Consider the following 17,478-nt stretch of genomic DNA (forward strand, 5'->3'; position numbering starts at 1 on the left):
TCATTCCGAATTTTAAGGCAATTGCCCCTAAGTTGTCACCAGATTTTACAGTATATGTTGTCATAATTCTTACCTCACTTTTTTTATTTTTAAAGTAGATCTACTTTGTACTATTAGAATAAGACAAATATATATATAGAAACTATCGCTTATCTGTCACTTATCTGTTATAAAAATAAAAAAAAGACGAATTTTAATATTCGCCTTTTTTAACTATCTATTCTAATCATTTAAGTAATACTTATCTTATATTCATAACGTTTATAATTTCTTTTATTTCTTCATTATTACCTACTCCAATACTAACAGTATGACCATTATCGATTATTGATTGAGCATATTCAGCACTATTAATGTTATTATTATTTAAATATTCCTTAACAGAATGATCCCAACGATAAGGGAAATCATATACAGTTATTGTTCCATTTCCGTTACTTTTATACGTCAAATATCCGTCTATTTCTCGAGTGCCAGATAATCTAACGACCTCAATCGGATATACTACGCTTGTTTTATCCGTAGAATCTAAATATGAGCCTTCCTTCTTTCTATCAACATATAATGTTTCTAATCCGGTATACGTCTCATCAGTCAGTATATCTCCCATTAACTGCAACCATACTCGACTGTATTCAATTTGTTCGTCAGAATATCCAACCAACGGATTATGATTTTCAACATCAGATTCATTTATATTGTTAAATGAGCTATCCATAATTGCTGATTCACTATTTTTCAAATTTTCAGATTCATCATTTGAGATTGAAGAATTTTCTTTCTCTTTTTTATCTTCTTTATTTTTTTCAATAGATGTAACTGTTTTCTTCTTTTCCTCCTTTACGGAATCATCTTTCGTCGTAGAACAAGCACCTAAAAATAACATAAATATTATTGCAACTATTAAACCACTAATCTTTTTTTTCATATTTAAAACCCCTTTCATTACTTTTTTCTCATTAATGTTACCGCTTAAAGTTAATTGTATTACAATTTCATTACATTTCAAAGCCCTCTTTACTAATTCTTAAACATTTCACACTTTTAACGTGTTATTTTTAATAAGACTCCTTGCTTATAAGCTTCTGAAAAATGGATAATCGCTATACTTAATTGTCTATAAAATGTACTCTCACTCATATTGTGTTTGCAATATAACGTTATATTGTCTTTTTTTTCAAAATGGATATATTTATCATAAATAAGAATTCTTTCATCTAATTCAAGTTTGTTGAAAGCTTCAACAAAATCTTTAAAATAACATTCATATTCGTACGAGTTTTTCGAAATAGTTTCGCTACCCTTTACCTCTAAAAAAAAATCTTTGGTTAATTTAGGACTTGTACTTCGGGGTGACATTCTATAGATAGTTCTATAATCCGTAAGAAAGCCATTGCCCTTTTTTCTTATTTCTTTTTTGTCAATTCTCATGATATACATACTCCCCCTCAAAAAATTTATTTCAATTTATTTATGTGTTTTTTTATAAAGTTTGGTATTGGAATTCCCAATGCCCCTAAATTTTCAATTATTGATAAACCATAATTTCCAATATAAAAAAGAATAAATAAATCTGAATAAGCCGACAACTGAAACATAACGCAATAAGCGTTAAAAACTATTACCAAAATAAGAACTACCACATGTTTAATTAACCCTCTAAGACCGATTGTACTATCTAGATCTGGATAATTTCTAGAAAATATAGCTTTTGCTAACCCTGTAAAAATATCAACTATTATTACAATAATTAATAAATAGATGTATGGATTTAAGTAAATATCATTTAAGTCCATATTATTATCAAATATAGGCTTTTCCATAAGATAGCCCCCCTTTATTTTTTTGAGGAAGATACTATCATAATAATTCTCTTATTGTTATTTATCATGTCAATTCTCTTTCAAACTTCTCCCGTCACATTAAAAGAACGTACGTTCTCTTAATATATTACCATTCCACTATACGTTTGTAAACGTTATCTTACGTTTCAACTTTGTAAGACTTATGCCGAAAAAAATAACCCTACAACGTTTTTAGTCATTGGGCTATTTTATATATCTTATATTACTGTCGTTTCATTCAAAAATATTGATCCAGTTTCAAAAAAAGCTTGATAAGAATAAAATTCTTCTTTTAATGTTTTGTGATTAATGAGTTTCACTTGATAATAAGTTAATCCATATTTTTCTACAAGAGATAAAACAAAATTTATCATGCTTTCGTAGTCAAAGATTTTTCTTTTCATCAATAATGATTTTTCTTTCACATCAAAATCCGGATTTTTATTTTTCAATTCATTTTCAATTATCATATAGTCCGTTTCGATTTTCCCAAGATTAATTAAAGAATCCGAGCTAATAACTATTTCATCAAATTCTTTCATCATTAAACTATACCTACCAAATCAGTTATGACACGCTTTATATCATTTTCTAAATGTTCCAACTCAAAATATTCTATTTTCTCTGGTTTAATACTATTTATTGCGATGTTCTTAGCAACGTTTATCAAGCAACTTTCGGAACAACAATCCCCCCTTACTGATTCAGTATCACCATTAAAATCTATAAAACTATTAGAAAGACTTGATCGTGGATTCAACTCCCATTTATAGTCATTTAAATTCAAATGAAAATCACGATCACACGCCATACACTTATACGGTTTACCAGATGAATCAAGTTTAGCTCCCGTTAATTTAATATATTTTATTTTTAAAAAAGAAATTGGATACCTACTATTACTTTCACGATCCATCGTATTTAATAGTGATAAATGTTTAAATGTGTTATAGATTTTTATTTCTTCTTTCATTTCTTCATTATCGAGAGATTCAATCGTTTTATTTAAGGAAGCTACCACTTTTTTAAATTCTTCAACCTCTAAGACTGTTCCGTCTGATATATTTATTAATCCTAACTCTTTATTGCCATCAATTAAAACATCATAAAGCATGTGATTATACATATAATTTCAACTCATTTCTAATTGTTTTTTTGGTGCTTCATTAATATTTTTAGGTATTATCATAGATAAATCTTTTTTAGATAGGCTCATGACCTTACTTTTGATTTTAGTTCTCAAAACATCGTTCCAGTCTGCCCCTTCTTTTTTAGGTAAATCTTTTTTAAATTCTACATAATTTTCCGTTCCTCTAACACCGATCCCTTTATCTTTAAAATATTCATCAAAAAAATTACGTCCGGCTTTATCATTATCCGTACAAATTGTCACAGATTTTGGGATTTCGCCTGTTTGAGAATAATTTTCGTTCAAAACGTTTACTACCGTTTGAGGTTTAACACCGTTCATAGAAATAAAATGTGCATTATTCATTTTTTGGGGATATAGCGTCATGTAAGACAACTTATCAATTTCTGATTCAAAGAAATAAACATTGTCCGGCTTCCCCACTTTTACATTAAATCCAAAGTCTTCTTTTCCGTCAGCTTGAATTTTTTTCCACGACTTCATTTCTTCTGATTTTTTATCAAAAAATTTGCTTGTACCTTGTTCTGTCACACCAACTATTTTTTCTGAATCAGCCCAACAAAACAGCACGTTTTTTCTATCATCTTGACGAATTAAGCCTTTTTCAACTAAAGGATCTACTATTTTTGGATTAATATTTCTTTCGTTCACTAAGTAGTTTCTTGCTTCATTTACTGGCCGTTCCTTTGTAGAATCATAAGCAAAATCTTTTTTTTCACGTTCAACATATACATGCGGTTCGTATTCTTTTTCTAATAATTTTTGTTTGGCTTCTTTAAAATCACACTCATAATAGGCCTGTACAAAATCAATTATATCACCAGACTTAGAACGTGAATTCCATGAAAACACGTTCTTACGTTGGTTTACAACACACGAATCATTCTCAACTAATCTGAAATAGTCTTTGGAATCCTGTTTGATATTTATTCCATTTTCTTCACAAAAATCTACTATATTAATTTTTTTTAGTTTATCAACTAACGTTGCCATAAGTTCCCCCTGTCTGAATCAATCCATTTCATAACCAGTTGACTGAATAGTCTGTTTAGCTTCATCTACAGGCTCATTTTTAACTTTAGGAATAGCGAAGTCATTTACTTTCAAGTCGCTTTGTAGGGCTATCACATTCACTTTGTAGGCCATCAAACTTGCTTCTGATTTATAATTTTCTGTTAATCCATCACGGATATTTAAACCAGAATTAGTTTCAACATGATCCAACGTTTCTTCGATTTCTTCAAAATGTGTATTATAAAATTGTTCTGCCGGCATAACCGTTTCTAATTTTCCAAAATCAGTCATTTCTAATTGATCTGTTAAATCTTTTGACCAACTGTCAATATCATAGTAATTAGACATATTTTCACTTAAACGATAAACACTTTCGTTAATTACTACGTCTTTAATAGCCGTTGGTGTATTACTTAATGAATCAACTTCATTCGTTATTATAGTTGAATTTTTAACTTCTGCTTCTCCATTAACATTATAATTATATTCGTATGTTGACTGATCCGATTTTGACGATCCGAATTCACTTAATAAAATTTGATCCTTGTCATATTGTTTTTTTAGATCCGGAACATTATCAATGTGAATATCATTTTCTTTTCCCATACCCGTTGAATCATAAATATTTTCTTTGAATATCTGCTTAACTTTCGATACAGATTCTTCCGGCATAGTTTTTGCTAATTCATCATAAGCTTTGCTCTCATAATGCTTAGATGAATCAGAATAAAAATTGTTTAACGATTCAATAGCTTCTGCATTTTTTTTCATGAATAGATCTTGTTCTTGTGGTGTTAGTTCGATCATGATGTTTCTAAAATGTTCTTGCTTTGAATCCCCTCTATTAATATCTTTTTCGATAGCTTGTTTTGCACTCACATTATAATTGTAAGTGGCCGGTTCTGCTTCTTTTTGAATAATAACTTCATTATCATAATTATTTTTTAAATCTGATACCCCGTCTATATGGATCATACCTTCTGGGCTTGCTCCCGTTCCTTGATAGACATTTTCAAAAAACAATTGATTAACTTTGGCTATTGATTCATCGGGCATTGATTCAGCAAATTCTTTATATTCAATAGCTTTATCATTATTTGACAATTCCCGATAGTAATTATCTAGCGATTCCACAGCTTGACCATTTTTTTTCATGAATAAATCTTGTTCTACTAGTGACAATTCCGCCATAATATTTTTAAACTGTTCTTCGTTTGCTCTCTTAACATTATCAAATAATGATTCAGAGGGATTTTTTTGTGTTTGTGGCTTTGAAAACAAACTATTAATTTCTATTTCTCGTTTTAAATGTTCAATATTTTCAACTTTTATTTTGCCGTCTGCTGAAAAATTACTAGAAGACCCTTCAATTTCTAATACATTTTCTTTAAATAATTTAGTCGCTTTATCCGTACTATCTAAAGGTAGTGATTGTTCTTGAAGCATTGAGTAATACTTACTCATTTCTTCATGATTAGACATTTCAGCATATCTGTTGTTATACTCTTGAATTGACATTTTGGCTCTTTGGAAAAATATTTCTTGCTCGCCTTCAGTTAATTGTGATAAAATATTTTCTAATTTATTCATTTCAGCTAAACGATCGTAAAATTCTATCTCCGGTTTAGCTGTCAGACTGCCGGCAATTCCTTTTTCAGTTGCTTCATCGTCTATTCCGAATTCTTTAGTAACTTCTGAATAATCAAAGTATCTAACGATTTCATCTTCATCATCTGACAAATCAGAACCTACACTTAAAAGGGCGTCAACTTCTACTGCTTGATCTATTGCGTCTTTTGCATTAGTTGAGTAAGTCAATTCATAGCCTAAGCCATCATACCCAAACATATAAATACCATCTGGTAATTGATCCGGTGAAATTATTGTTTCTTTAGCCTCGACTAATTCGGCCAAATTAACCTTTTTAGAATAATCTTCAAAACTTTTAAGCCCTGTTAATTGTGACCTATCAACATTGATATTAATTATGTTTATGAAATCATCTTTATCCCCGAAAGTTAATCCGACCCCATCTATAGCGTCACCTATTCTATTTTCAAAAATAGTTCCATCACTTTCATCAACATCATAAATAACTAAGTCATTTAACGATTCAATAATTTTACTGTAATTAACCTCTTGCTTTTGCTCTATAGATTCGTTTTTACGCATTTCCAAAATTGTTTCGTCCATTGATTGAGTAAACTCGTTAACCGTTGCCTTTATATCCCCCAAAATATCTTTCATCAGCTTAGGATCTATTTCTTGAGCATTATTTGTCCACTTTGCTATATAAGGAATAGCTTTTTCGCTAGTGTCCATTCCGTAATTTTTACAAACAATGTAAGAAGTCATTTCAGCTTCAAATTCTTTAATAGCTTTAGCAGATACTTTGCTATTATTGTATTTATCGCCCATGTTATCTAAGCGATCTAAATTATGAAGCTTTTTATGTGCTAACTCATGGATTGCGGTTGCGACATTTTGCGAACTTGAATTTCTACTATTTAGAGATATTTCTTCTTTTCCGTCAATGTATTGAATATAAGCACCACGAGCAGATCCTAACTCACCTAACGAACTGTCTTTCATATCTTTAATATCAATACCTAACTTATCAGACAACCCCCCTACTGCTACTGAAAGCTCTTTAAGGCTACTTTCACCATCAATATCGAAATTCCACACTTGATTCGGAAACATTTTAGGTAAATCCTCTTTTGTAGCGTTTGTTTGCGATACATCAAAAACATTCCCTTTAGAAAAATGAGGTTTTGAGCTAACTTTATACTCACCAGAACTAATTTTAGCTTTTTCTTGTGGCGTAGCCTTGCTAATCATTTTTATGTCACCATCTGCATTTTTAAACGTCTTAACTGGTGTATATACATACATTTCAATGCCTTTTTCACCACGTTGAACTTGAAACCCTTTATCTTTCCAATCTTTATAACTAGCTACTGCCGTTGCCCCTTCAAACTGTTCTTGAATTAATGATAAATTAGTTGGTGAGTATTTATGAATTTTTGACATAAAATCCATAAATTCTTTGAGATCCTCTGGACTATCTTTATAGCTTTTTATCCGACTTAGCGAACGATCCAACAAGTCGTCTAATTCTTTCTGCTTCTGTTCCGTCGTTTTACTTGTAAAAGTTTTTTTGGCCATGTTTTTATCCCCTAACGTCAGTATTTTTATTCTATTTCAAACGACTGTTTCAAACTGCTTGATTTTGTATCACTAGAGATATTTTTATTAACAGGAATTTCAAAATTACCTTTCTTAAAATCGCTTAAAAGATCACTCGACGCTTTATTATAGGCAATGGTTGATACTCTTTCTTCATATTTTTTTTCGGGAATACTTTCTCTAATACTTACTGCCGTTTCTTCTGAAATTCCATCAATCGTTTTTTCTATTTCACTTTTATTATTTTTATAGAATTCAGACACACTAACAATAATATTTAGATCCTCAATAGTAGACAGATTACTTTGTTTGGCTAATTCTTCGTTCCAAGATTCTGGATCATTATGATTTTCTAATGAATCAGAAAGGTTATAGCTAACTTCATTTTTAGCTATTTCTTTTAACCCCACAACACCCAGAGCTTCTGTTTGTATGTTATTAAGCGTTTTTGGATCAACACCCATTATTTCATATATTTCATAGGCTTTTATTGATTCTGCTACGAAAGATTCTATATAATTCGCTTGCATATTATCCCTATAAGGTGAATGGATTTTCCAATCATGTTCACTTGTGCTTGTATTTTCACCCGTAACACCATACATATCTAACAATACAACTTCTTTGGTATCAGAATGATACTGTAATTTATTTTCACCTATACTGTAACCTCTCACAACACCTGTTTCATTTTCAATTTCAACAATATCTTTATACTTATCAGCATAAAACGACAACATATTTTCATAATAACGTTTTGATTCCGGAACATCTAGCCCCTTTTTTAAAGCGTCATTAAATTTTAAATCAGATTTTTCTGGATCTAATTCACGATTAAAATTAGGACGATTTAGTTTTTCAATCACGTTAGATTTTTGTAGCTTATTTTCTTCACGAGTAGCCCCACCGCTACTTACTTCTAAATGATCTAAAAATCTAACCGACTGACCTATTACAACACTATCCAGATTAACACTATCAAATTTTGCTAGTAATAAACTAGCATTAGAAAGATTAGTCTGATTAGTTAAAACACTTTGTTTAACGATAGCCCCTTCAAGATCAACGCTTGTTAAATTAGCATGATCGAAACGAGAACCAAGAACCACCGCACCTTTTAAAGAACTACCAGACAAATTAACATTAGAAAATTTACAATCAGAAAAATATGCCCCTTCAAAATCACTATTTGACATCATAATTTTATCAAAGTGACAAGAAACAAATCTTCTATCTTGAAAATATCCATCTTTAAATGTGTTAAAATCTGCTTCACCAGTAAAGCTTTTCCCTTCAATTATATTTTGGTATCTCTCTTTGCTGTTCGCAAAGGTATTTTTTCGTGCTTGATTATCAAGCTTCCCACTAGATCTTTTTATTTCATCGACCACAAACGCCCTCCTATTTTATTATTAAGTACAATTATATTATACCAGATATATAGTTATTTATCCACTATAAACAGCGATATATCAAGCTTTATAGCAGTTTTTTAAACAAAAAAAAGAACTCAACTTTCGTCAAATCCTTTTTAAAAAATTATTATTTTTGTGTCATGATTACAGATTTTTTTTCATCTGAATTCTTATTAACCATCATTCCGTTAACAGTATTTTTTTGTGTTTTAACATCTTCTATAGAGTTTAAAACTTCATCATCTTCACCTAAAAACTGAATAGAGTTTCCTTTAATTGCATACTTCCCTTCGTCACTAACACTTCCACCATCTTCTAAAACACTAGCGTTCCCATCTTCAAAAAAAGTAATTTTAAAACCTTCGCCATCACTGACAACAGCTTGCCATGTTGCAGTACCTTCCAACAATTTTTTTTCTAAAGACTTTTCAGAACTTCCACACCCAACTAAAACAACCGATAGAATTATACTCATTAGAAAAACTAAACCAATTTTTACCTTCTTTTTTTGACCCATTCATAACACCCCTTCACTCACATATTTTTTTAACACCGGCCGAAAATAAAACAATTCTGCTTTGCGTCTTTCTCTGATAGCTTCTTCTTTACACTCAAAACTTTTTCTCAATACATTCTTTCCCTTAAAAGACATGTAAGCTACCCACCTACCAGTTTTTTCATTAAAACTAACACCACGAACGCCACTAGTATTATTTACATTATCTTCTTTTAATAACAGCGGTAAAAACGTACCCTCTACATGAAATTTTTGAACCTGTTCTTTATAAAGCCTTGCACCAATTTCTTTTTTTCTGATCGCCCAAAGACAATTACAGGGATTATCTTTTTTGTATGCCGTTTGTGGCATTAAGAAAAACCTTCCGCACAAGTGACAATTGCAATACCACATGACACTACCGCCTTTAGAACGATCCGGAGATTCATTTATAACAGTATAGTTTTTAAAAGTTTTTCCAGTTAAATCTAAAAAAGTTGTACGCTTACCAAAATTCTTTTGACTTAATTCTAACAAACAACCACACGATATACTATAGTTTAGTTTTTTATATTTAATTGGCCACTAGTTTTATAACATTCTTTACCACAATCACAAATACATTTCCAGTAAATCATTTGACTTTTATATTCAAATCCTAAAGCCTTCGGATTTTTAACTTTTTCTATTACCAATAATTTACCAACTTTTTTATTCAAGTAGTCAGCATGTCTTAGACACCCACAACTTTTACGCCCACGTTTAAGACAAGCAATTCTAACATCTATTGTTTCACCACATTCACATACACAAATAACGTTACCACTAATCGAGCTAATTTTTGTAACTTCTAACCGGCCATAGATACAGCCGATTAGATCCATTTCATTTTTTTCCATAATAGCCACCCCAATTTTTTTCTACAGGCGGTTTTAGGTCTTGATTTTTTTGCTAGTGCTTTTGCACTGAATTTTTTAGTGTATCAAACTTGATACTAGACTTACATTTCAAAACCTTGTTCACGCAAGTATTTTTCCCTCTCTACTTTACGAATCATTTCTTCATAGTCTTGTTCTGCTGAATTCATTTCAGAATCATCATTAATAGCACGATCCACTTTCTTAAAATCTTTCCTGTTTAGATTTTTTGTAACTACTTTATTAATGCTTTTTTCTCGTTCTTCTTTCACTAATCTATTTGACTCTACTTTTTTTACGAATTCTTTATATCGTTCTTCACCTACTTTCGTTTTCAAATTGGGCTTACCTATTGGATTATACGTTCTGTTTTTTTCCAATAACATTTTTTTTAAATCGCCACCAGATAATTTTTTACTTTCACTATTTTTCACATTTTTCATTTCTCTTACAAAAGCATTACCCAATCTTTCGTTTAAAATCTGCTCTCTATTTTCGTAAAATGAATTTGCTTTATGACTATCACCATAAGTTTTTTTGTATAAATCGTCCATCACTCTTGCATTATCTAAATACTCTTTTCTTCCGGCATTATTTTTCGTTAAGCTTTTAGTAACAACATTAATTTTAATTCTTGTTTCTTCCGGCAATTCATTATACCCTCTAACATTTCGAGGTATTTCTTCTTTTAAAGATTTAACCAAATTATGAATGATTAAATTTTTATCTTTATGATCTTCTTGTGAAATATAAATACCCATCAATCCATTTTTTAACTCATTAGAAAATTCTTTAGGAACACTGGATCTCAATTCGCTAATTCTACTTAACTCTTTTTTTTGATTTAGCAATGAATTACCAACAGCATGTTTCATTGAATCAATTGTACTTTTTTTTCTCATTCCCCTTGCTTCTAATTGGTCTTCAAAATCAACTATGCGTCTTGTATTAACATTTTCCATTAATGTTACATGTATATGAATGTTATCCGTATTCCTATGAATTGCACCAAACCAAAAATTATTAGAAAGCTTCTCTTGTTCAGAACAAACACCGGTCATTTCAGTAACAGCTCTATACATTGCTTCCTCGTCTAACTTATTAGTTTTAGGATCTAGATAACCTTCTTCTATCAAAAAATTATTATCAAAAGACAATACATCACGATACATAACCGCATTATTTTTTTTAGCCTTTACAACCATTTTTTTAATTCCTTTTACATCTTCTTGCGTCATGTGGCGTTTCCAACTACTAAATGCACCGCCTAAAACTTCCTCATTACCTTTATCTACTAACGCTTTTTTTCTTGCCATATAGTCAATATATTTTTCTATTTGCAAAACATCTTTTACTACACCTTCTTGATCTGGTTCATCTGAAATAGAAATTTTTTCCAAAGCTTTTTCAATTCGTTTCATTTCTTCTAATTCATCATCTGATAAACCATTCTTTTTTTCACTCTTTCTTAACGCTTCTTGTCGTGCCATATAATCAACAAACGATTCTAGCGTTGCACTTTTTTTCTGTTTACCTTTTCCAGAATGTCTATTACCAACAGAAAAATTACAAACTAATACAATACTTGATGAATTTGCCATTCAATCACCCCAATTTTTTTCTACAGGCGGTCTACCAAGAATCCATAAGATTTTTCGCTTCTTTTTTACGTTCAGATTTGCTTACATCTTCTACTATAACGCTAGGATTTACTTTTCTCTTTTTCACTTCCGCCAAAGCTTCATTATAAGTTTTTGTGTTTTTTGACCCCTTAATTTCATTAGTCAAAAGAAAATCACTGCTAACGACAACTTCAATAACATCTATCGTTTCTTCCATTTTTGACAAGTCATTAAATAGTTCAAGTTCCCTTTTTAACGCTTTGTTTTTTTCTTTCAAAATCGCAATTTCAATTTCAGCCTCATGCAATTTAATTGTAGTGCTATTTTTAATCAGCGTTGTTTCTGCCCCGATTTCATTCAAGTTATTTACTACATATCTAAAAAGATTTTGCTTATTGGTAAACAACCCCTCATTCAACTTAACAAAATCATTCACTTTATTTAATTCCTCAACAGTTAAGTACAGAGCCACTTTTTCAGTTTTGCCACTCATTTTTTCACCCCTATTCAATATTTTTTATAAGATAGTCAAACAACATCTTATAAGTATCAGTTAACCCTTTTATTGATTCCTCGTTAGATTTAAAAGCTAACTTCATTTCGTCGATGGCTATATCAAATTCACTTTTTCTATAGTCAATAAGATCAATTTCACTATCAGTTCTTATCAACTGTTTTAAGTAATCATTGCGACTATAATTCCTACCGCTTCTTTCAGACATAACCTTACATTTTTTATCTATTTCACTTATATATTGTGGGTCAACATCACGCACTTTAATTTCCAAATCGAAACACTTCCCTTCTTAAAAGTTCATTTTTTGAATAACTAAGGAAAAAAGAAAATAATTGAGTAAATTGAGTAAAGGGCATAAGGGAAACTATCCCCACTTTGATTTTCAAAGTTGGGAAGTTGGCTGTGCCAACTACGTTTTTAATGATTTACGTCTAACATTTTGTGACCCCATTTATACTCTAATTTTACCATTTTTAAGGACTAAATACAATCATTTCATAGTCTTATCCAAGCACTTTTCAGTCTTATAAAAGACCGTTCAAGTCTTATTAAAGACCGTTTAAGTCTTATTGAAGAATATTTATCATATAAGAAAACAGCCCTTTAGGAATTAATTAAAACAACAAAAAAAAGAGTGGGGAAATCCCCACCCTTTTTTATTTGTACACTTGCTTATTTTCATTCACTTTGATTATTTTCTTTTTCAACTCTTTAATTTTTTCATTTGATTCATTTATTTGCCCGTTAGTTGTTTCAATCTGGCTAATTTTACTGCTAATTTCTGTTTGAGTTTGCACTTGTTCAGCACTAGTCTGAAACGCAATTTCATTCTCTAACTTCTCAATATCTTGTTTTTTGATTTTTATTCCCGTTTGATATTGTTCAATGTTAGAATTTTCATTCGCTATTTGTTCTTCTATAGTTTTGATTTGATATTCAAAATTTTGTACTTTTAACTGATATTCATTTTGAATTTTAAGCTTATTATTTACTTTAATATCTTCATCAACTGCATAAACTTTTATTTCTTTTGTTTCTAAATCATTAGTCGATTCTAATTCTGGATAGATATATCTAGGAATGATCGTCATAGATATAACACCAAAATCTTTCGGTAAATTCTCAAAGTAAACAACATTATAGTTATCTTCTACTTTGACTATTGATTGTTTGGTATTCGTTTTTCCTTTATTAGTAATGTAATTCAACTTGTAGTCATACTGTAAATTAGATAACGATTTTTGATTCGTTTCATCAAAATAACTAAACGTTACTTTGAACAACCCGTTTTCTTTATTTATTTCCATTTCAGTTACAGTTAGGTTTAAACTAGCGACAACATTTATCGGATCATCTAATTTTACTGTATTGTATTCATACGATTTACCTGTAACTAGTGGCGAAAACACGATAACAATAGTTAAGACTACGAAAGTTGATAACGCCCCTAAATACAATTTAGTATGCGATATTTTTTTATAAACTTTGTCAATTTCCCTTTTGCTTTTTCTGCTTTTAACATTTTTATTTTTAATTGAATAAGGTTTATTTTCCATTATTGACACTCCTTTTTATTTGAAGTAGAGGACATTAATTTTAGTAACTAAAAATTTGCCTTCAACATTTTCAACGCTAAATTCAATATAAGTTGTATTCACAGTGTCACCAGAGCTACTTGTTGTATTGTAAGTGATCTTTGAAAAGTAATTAGTTAGATCTTCACTAATGTATTGCGTGTACGTTTCAGCGTCTTCATAGAAGCTTTTAAAAGTTGGGTCAGAAGAATAAACCGAGTTTAAATCTTCTGGACTTTCTTTTAATTTTTCACTTTCCTTAATCATATCTTCCGGAACAATAGTATTAGCTACATTTTTTATTGATAGTTCATTTAATTGTTTTTTCTTATCCGATATAGTTTGAATATCATATACTGGATATAAAGTAACGAATTTATTCGCTACCTCATTCATTTTAAACGCCACACTTGAATCGTTTTCTTTTGATTCGTTTTCTTTAATACGGCCGTACAAGTTTTCATAATTTTCCTTTATTTTTTTATTTTCACCTTCAAGCCGTTCAACAGTTGACGCTAAATCCATCTTTTCTTTTTTCGCAGAAATGCGACTTTGGTTTAATAACATTCCCCCTATTAGACAAACACTAATCAAAACTAATACCGCAATTTTCAAATATTTACTATCTTTCATCATTTAGTACACCTCTTATTTTTTAGTTTTTTACTCGTCTAATTTCTGGCGAGTGATTTTGCCAATACGAATCTTGCCAATTATGATAACCTGTACCAGAACCGTTTGAATCGTACATTGTCGTTTCGTTTACATAAATACCCACATGAGAAATAAAATCTGGTGATCCATAAGTTCCCCTAAAGAAAATTAAATCCCCCGATTGTGCTTCACTTAACGATACTGCTTCGCTTGCTTCATATTGTGTAACTGTATACGTTGAAATATCTACACCTAAAATTTTCATGTAAAGATAACCAGTTAAACCACTACAATCAAAACCAGTTGTTGGAGATTTGCCACCCCAGACATAAGGAAAACCATTAAATTTTTCCATTTCATCACGCATTTGATCGAAAAATTCTGATGGATTTGTTGGAACACCACTTCCATTCCCACCTAAATATTGTTGAACTAAGTAAGAATATAAAAAGTTACCGCCATTAGTATATAGGTAAGGCTTTAAATATTTTTGTGATACCTCGTTAACGTAACTATAAGTTGCACCGCTTGAATTTCCAAGACTAGGTGCAACTACAGTTTTAGAATACTGTTCAGCAACATCAACATTATGAGTTAGAGAATTACGGGATAGATAGGAAACATACGCCGTACCGAAATTATACGACTGGACAACACCCAACATATCCACGTCATTACCATTAGCTTTTGATAAATTCCAAGCACTTTTTAAATATTTAACCCCTTGTTCGATACTTGCTTCTTCTGTCAATGTATTAACTGGCAGACCTAAAGATTCGCTTGACTGCATTAAATCTGCATACCTTCCGCCCGTTTCAACTTGCATTATCGCTAAAACGTACGGAACCATTTCCGGTATTCCATGTTCTTTACAATAACGCTCAACTACGCTTTGCCATTTTTTAACATCTTCTGACAAAGGTTTTGAGCCACCAACTATAGTTGAGCCACTGCTTTTTTTGCTAGACGTGAAAGACTGCATAGAAGACGTTACACCAATAACCAACATTACTATCAATCCAACAATACCAACTATAGCCCAAAATTTAATCTTAAATAATTTACCGTATTTTTTTGTTATACCTTTATTTATTTTTTTACCTATTTTATTAGGCTTCTTTTTTTGAGGTTGCTGTTCCATATTTATTCCCCCCCATTAAACCGCTCTAGTTGGTCTTTCTCTGGATCAAAGAACACTAAGTAAGTATCTTCCCCCGTTGTTTGAACAACTGCTTCACCAACGTTTAAGTTAGGTAATAACATCAATTCTGTATCTGTTACACTATTTTTTAATACTTTTTTCAAGTCCTCTAATAATGCTGAATCTAAGTTAAAGAAGCATTTAAAAGTACATAGGTTAAAAATATTTCTAATAATATCTGCTACTTCTGATGAACCATCTTTAGGAATAATTTCTTCTGGGGTTTGTGTTGCAAAGTAAACACCGGCTCTCATTTTACGCATTTCACGTTGAAAACTTAACACATACTTACAAGCATATTTATTATTTGCATTAATAACATTGTGGCACTCATCAATTAACACCATGAAGTCTAAAGAATCTTGTAACTGAATTTTCTTATCTCTAATTAGCTTTGTTTGTGTTTTTCCGTTTTGTAACGCACTATTCCAAATAGTCGTTAGTGCCGTAAATAATTGACAATGAAAAACGGGTTCATCTAATTTACTAATATTATCAATGTTATAGTAAACAATTTTAGTTGTATCAAAATTCGGCATTGTCGTTATACCATTGAAGATTTGAGGATTGCTAACACACATGTCAGTTACAATTAAGATAACCATTTCAATATCACGCACACGTTCCGGCGTTGGATTTTTTAATTTGTATTGTCGTTCTTTCATATATGATAAAAAATCTTCATAGATTGGATATTGTTCATTTCTTAAATTACAAATATTCGTATTTAATGAATTACGTTCGTTATCATCTTTTGCCGTTACCCATGTTCTAGGAAGTAATCCCGTTTCTAAGTAAAATTCCTGTAGTAATAGTTTGTATTCACGAATGGCCGAGTTAGGAATATCTGGTTCTAAGAATCTTAATTGATTAGAACATTTAGTCATGTGATTCTGAAAGCTTTTGCTTTCGTCAACATTACCAAACTTATCAATTACGGTTGAATAGACTTGTAAAGGATTAACCGTCATATCACCACCACTTAAATCAACGTATACGCCCCCAGATTGTCGAACCATTTCTTCATATTCACCAGACTTATCAAACCCTCTAATAAAGCAATTTTTAGCTTGTAAACCTTCTTGAAATTGTTTTAAGGTTGTAGATTTACCAAAGCCCATTTTACCTAAAATAAATCCATTAAAAGACCGGCGTTGTTGTGTTGAATAGAACGGATCGAAAATAAATGCACCACCAGTTGACGTTGTACCAAGATAGAAGCCTTGCGGATCTTTTAAAGCCTTATGATGAAACGGAATACCGCCACCAATATTTTTTGCCGGAACTGTTAGTCCTTTTCTTGCGAAAATTTGTGCTTCTTGTGATGAACAATTTTCAAAAAGGGATTGCCATTCTTGATCCATACGAAATAACGGTACTACTGCTTTATGATTAACACTTCCCAAATCTTTTCTGATTTCAGCAATTTTTTTCTCTAATTCTTCTAAAGAATCGTTATAAACAAAAATTCTAGCTTGAACAACTTTAACAACTTCACCTCGTTTAGTGATTTCTAAGGCAAAATCTTCTAAGTTATATTTATCTAAAACAGCGTCCGTTTTATCAGTTGTTCTATTTTCATTTGTAGATCTATAATCCAACTCACCAATTGAAGTATTTATTTTTTTCAACAAATCTTCTTTATCAGCAGTTGCAATATCAAGCGTTGCCACAGTGTCAGTGATCCCCATAATATCAATTAACCAACGGGAGTTAACATCTTCGGCAAATTCATACACAGCAATACAACTAACATAACCATCGCCTGTAGATATATGACGTTCACCAAATTTCAAACCACCTTTAGTTTGTACTTTTTCGATAAAGTTTAAATCGTAACCTTGTTCGATTAGTGTTCTAACTTGCTTTTTTGTCGCTAACATAT

At 30.8% G+C, this 17,478-nt stretch carries 18 protein-coding genes; all 18 read right to left on the reverse strand.

Annotated features, from left to right (window positions below; translation table 11 throughout):
* Positions 1 to 241 precede the first annotated feature (241 nt).
* Positions 242 to 928, reverse strand: coding sequence for a hypothetical protein (locus FM121_RS13325; protein WP_143597091.1), 687 nt, complete (start codon positions 926 to 928; stop codon positions 242 to 244).
* A gap of 116 nt (positions 929 to 1,044) precedes the next feature.
* On the reverse strand, positions 1,045 to 1,431 hold the full coding sequence (locus FM121_RS13330) for an ArpU family phage packaging/lysis transcriptional regulator (protein ID WP_179203885.1): 387 nt from the start codon (positions 1,429 to 1,431) through the stop codon (positions 1,045 to 1,047).
* 26 nt (positions 1,432 to 1,457) lie between these two features.
* Positions 1,458 to 1,823, reverse strand: coding sequence for a phage holin family protein (locus FM121_RS13335; RefSeq protein WP_086952683.1), 366 nt, complete (start codon positions 1,821 to 1,823; stop codon positions 1,458 to 1,460).
* A 239-nt stretch (positions 1,824 to 2,062) separates the two neighbouring features.
* Positions 2,063 to 2,389 carry a hypothetical protein gene (locus FM121_RS13340; protein WP_086952684.1) on the reverse strand — a complete coding sequence of 109 codons (327 nt, stop codon included), beginning with the start codon at positions 2,387 to 2,389 and terminating at the stop codon, positions 2,063 to 2,065.
* Positions 2,389 to 2,970, reverse strand: a complete 582-nt coding sequence (locus FM121_RS13345) for a hypothetical protein (RefSeq protein WP_086952685.1) — start codon at positions 2,968 to 2,970, stop codon at positions 2,389 to 2,391. Before FM121_RS13345 ends, FM121_RS13340 begins: the two co-directional genes overlap by 1 nt.
* Positions 2,971 to 2,976: 6 nt before the next feature.
* Positions 2,977 to 3,987, reverse strand: a complete 1,011-nt coding sequence (locus FM121_RS13350; protein WP_086952686.1) for a DUF3991 domain-containing protein — start codon at positions 3,985 to 3,987, stop codon at positions 2,977 to 2,979.
* An 18-nt stretch (positions 3,988 to 4,005) separates the two neighbouring features.
* Complete coding sequence (locus FM121_RS14370) at positions 4,006 to 7,176, reverse strand: ArdC-like ssDNA-binding domain-containing protein (protein ID WP_143597092.1); 3,171 nt, start codon at positions 7,174 to 7,176, stop codon at positions 4,006 to 4,008.
* 26 nt (positions 7,177 to 7,202) lie between these two features.
* Entirely contained in the window at positions 7,203 to 8,588 is a 1,386-nt protein-coding gene (locus FM121_RS13360) for a pentapeptide repeat-containing protein (protein ID WP_086952687.1), read from the reverse strand.
* A 151-nt stretch (positions 8,589 to 8,739) separates the two neighbouring features.
* The gene (locus FM121_RS13365; protein ID WP_086952688.1) at positions 8,740 to 9,129 is read right to left on the reverse strand and encodes a hypothetical protein; all 390 of its coding nucleotides are present in this window, start codon (positions 9,127 to 9,129) and stop codon (positions 8,740 to 8,742) included.
* On the reverse strand, positions 9,130 to 9,645 hold the full coding sequence (locus FM121_RS13370) for an AP2 domain-containing protein (RefSeq protein WP_143597093.1): 516 nt from the start codon (positions 9,643 to 9,645) through the stop codon (positions 9,130 to 9,132).
* 23 nt (positions 9,646 to 9,668) lie between these two features.
* Positions 9,669 to 10,016 carry a hypothetical protein gene (locus FM121_RS13375; RefSeq protein WP_143597094.1) on the reverse strand — a complete coding sequence of 116 codons (348 nt, stop codon included), beginning with the start codon at positions 10,014 to 10,016 and terminating at the stop codon, positions 9,669 to 9,671.
* Between the two features lie 92 nt (positions 10,017 to 10,108).
* Entirely contained in the window at positions 10,109 to 11,626 is a 1,518-nt protein-coding gene (mobP2, locus tag FM121_RS13380) for a MobP2 family relaxase (RefSeq protein WP_086952691.1), read from the reverse strand.
* A 31-nt stretch (positions 11,627 to 11,657) separates the two neighbouring features.
* Positions 11,658 to 12,140, reverse strand: coding sequence for a hypothetical protein (locus FM121_RS13385; protein WP_086952692.1), 483 nt, complete (start codon positions 12,138 to 12,140; stop codon positions 11,658 to 11,660).
* Positions 12,141 to 12,150: 10 nt separating this feature from the next.
* Positions 12,151 to 12,435, reverse strand: coding sequence for a hypothetical protein (locus tag FM121_RS13390; RefSeq protein WP_086952693.1), 285 nt, complete (start codon positions 12,433 to 12,435; stop codon positions 12,151 to 12,153).
* Between the two features lie 385 nt (positions 12,436 to 12,820).
* On the reverse strand, positions 12,821 to 13,720 hold the full coding sequence (locus FM121_RS13395) for a hypothetical protein (protein ID WP_086952694.1): 900 nt from the start codon (positions 13,718 to 13,720) through the stop codon (positions 12,821 to 12,823).
* Between the two features lie 15 nt (positions 13,721 to 13,735).
* Entirely contained in the window at positions 13,736 to 14,374 is a 639-nt protein-coding gene (locus tag FM121_RS13400; RefSeq protein WP_086952695.1) for a hypothetical protein, read from the reverse strand.
* A gap of 19 nt (positions 14,375 to 14,393) precedes the next feature.
* Entirely contained in the window at positions 14,394 to 15,533 is a 1,140-nt protein-coding gene (locus FM121_RS13405) for a bifunctional lytic transglycosylase/C40 family peptidase (RefSeq protein ID WP_086952696.1), read from the reverse strand.
* A gap of 2 nt (positions 15,534 to 15,535) precedes the next feature.
* On the reverse strand, positions 15,536 to 17,476 hold the full coding sequence (locus FM121_RS13410) for a VirB4 family type IV secretion system protein (protein ID WP_086952697.1): 1,941 nt from the start codon (positions 17,474 to 17,476) through the stop codon (positions 15,536 to 15,538).
* Between the last annotated feature and the right edge of the window lie 2 nt (positions 17,477 to 17,478).

The sequence above is a fragment of the Vagococcus fluvialis bH819 genome, assembly GCF_900163795.1.
Lineage (GTDB): Bacteria > Bacillota > Bacilli > Lactobacillales > Vagococcaceae > Vagococcus > Vagococcus fluvialis_A.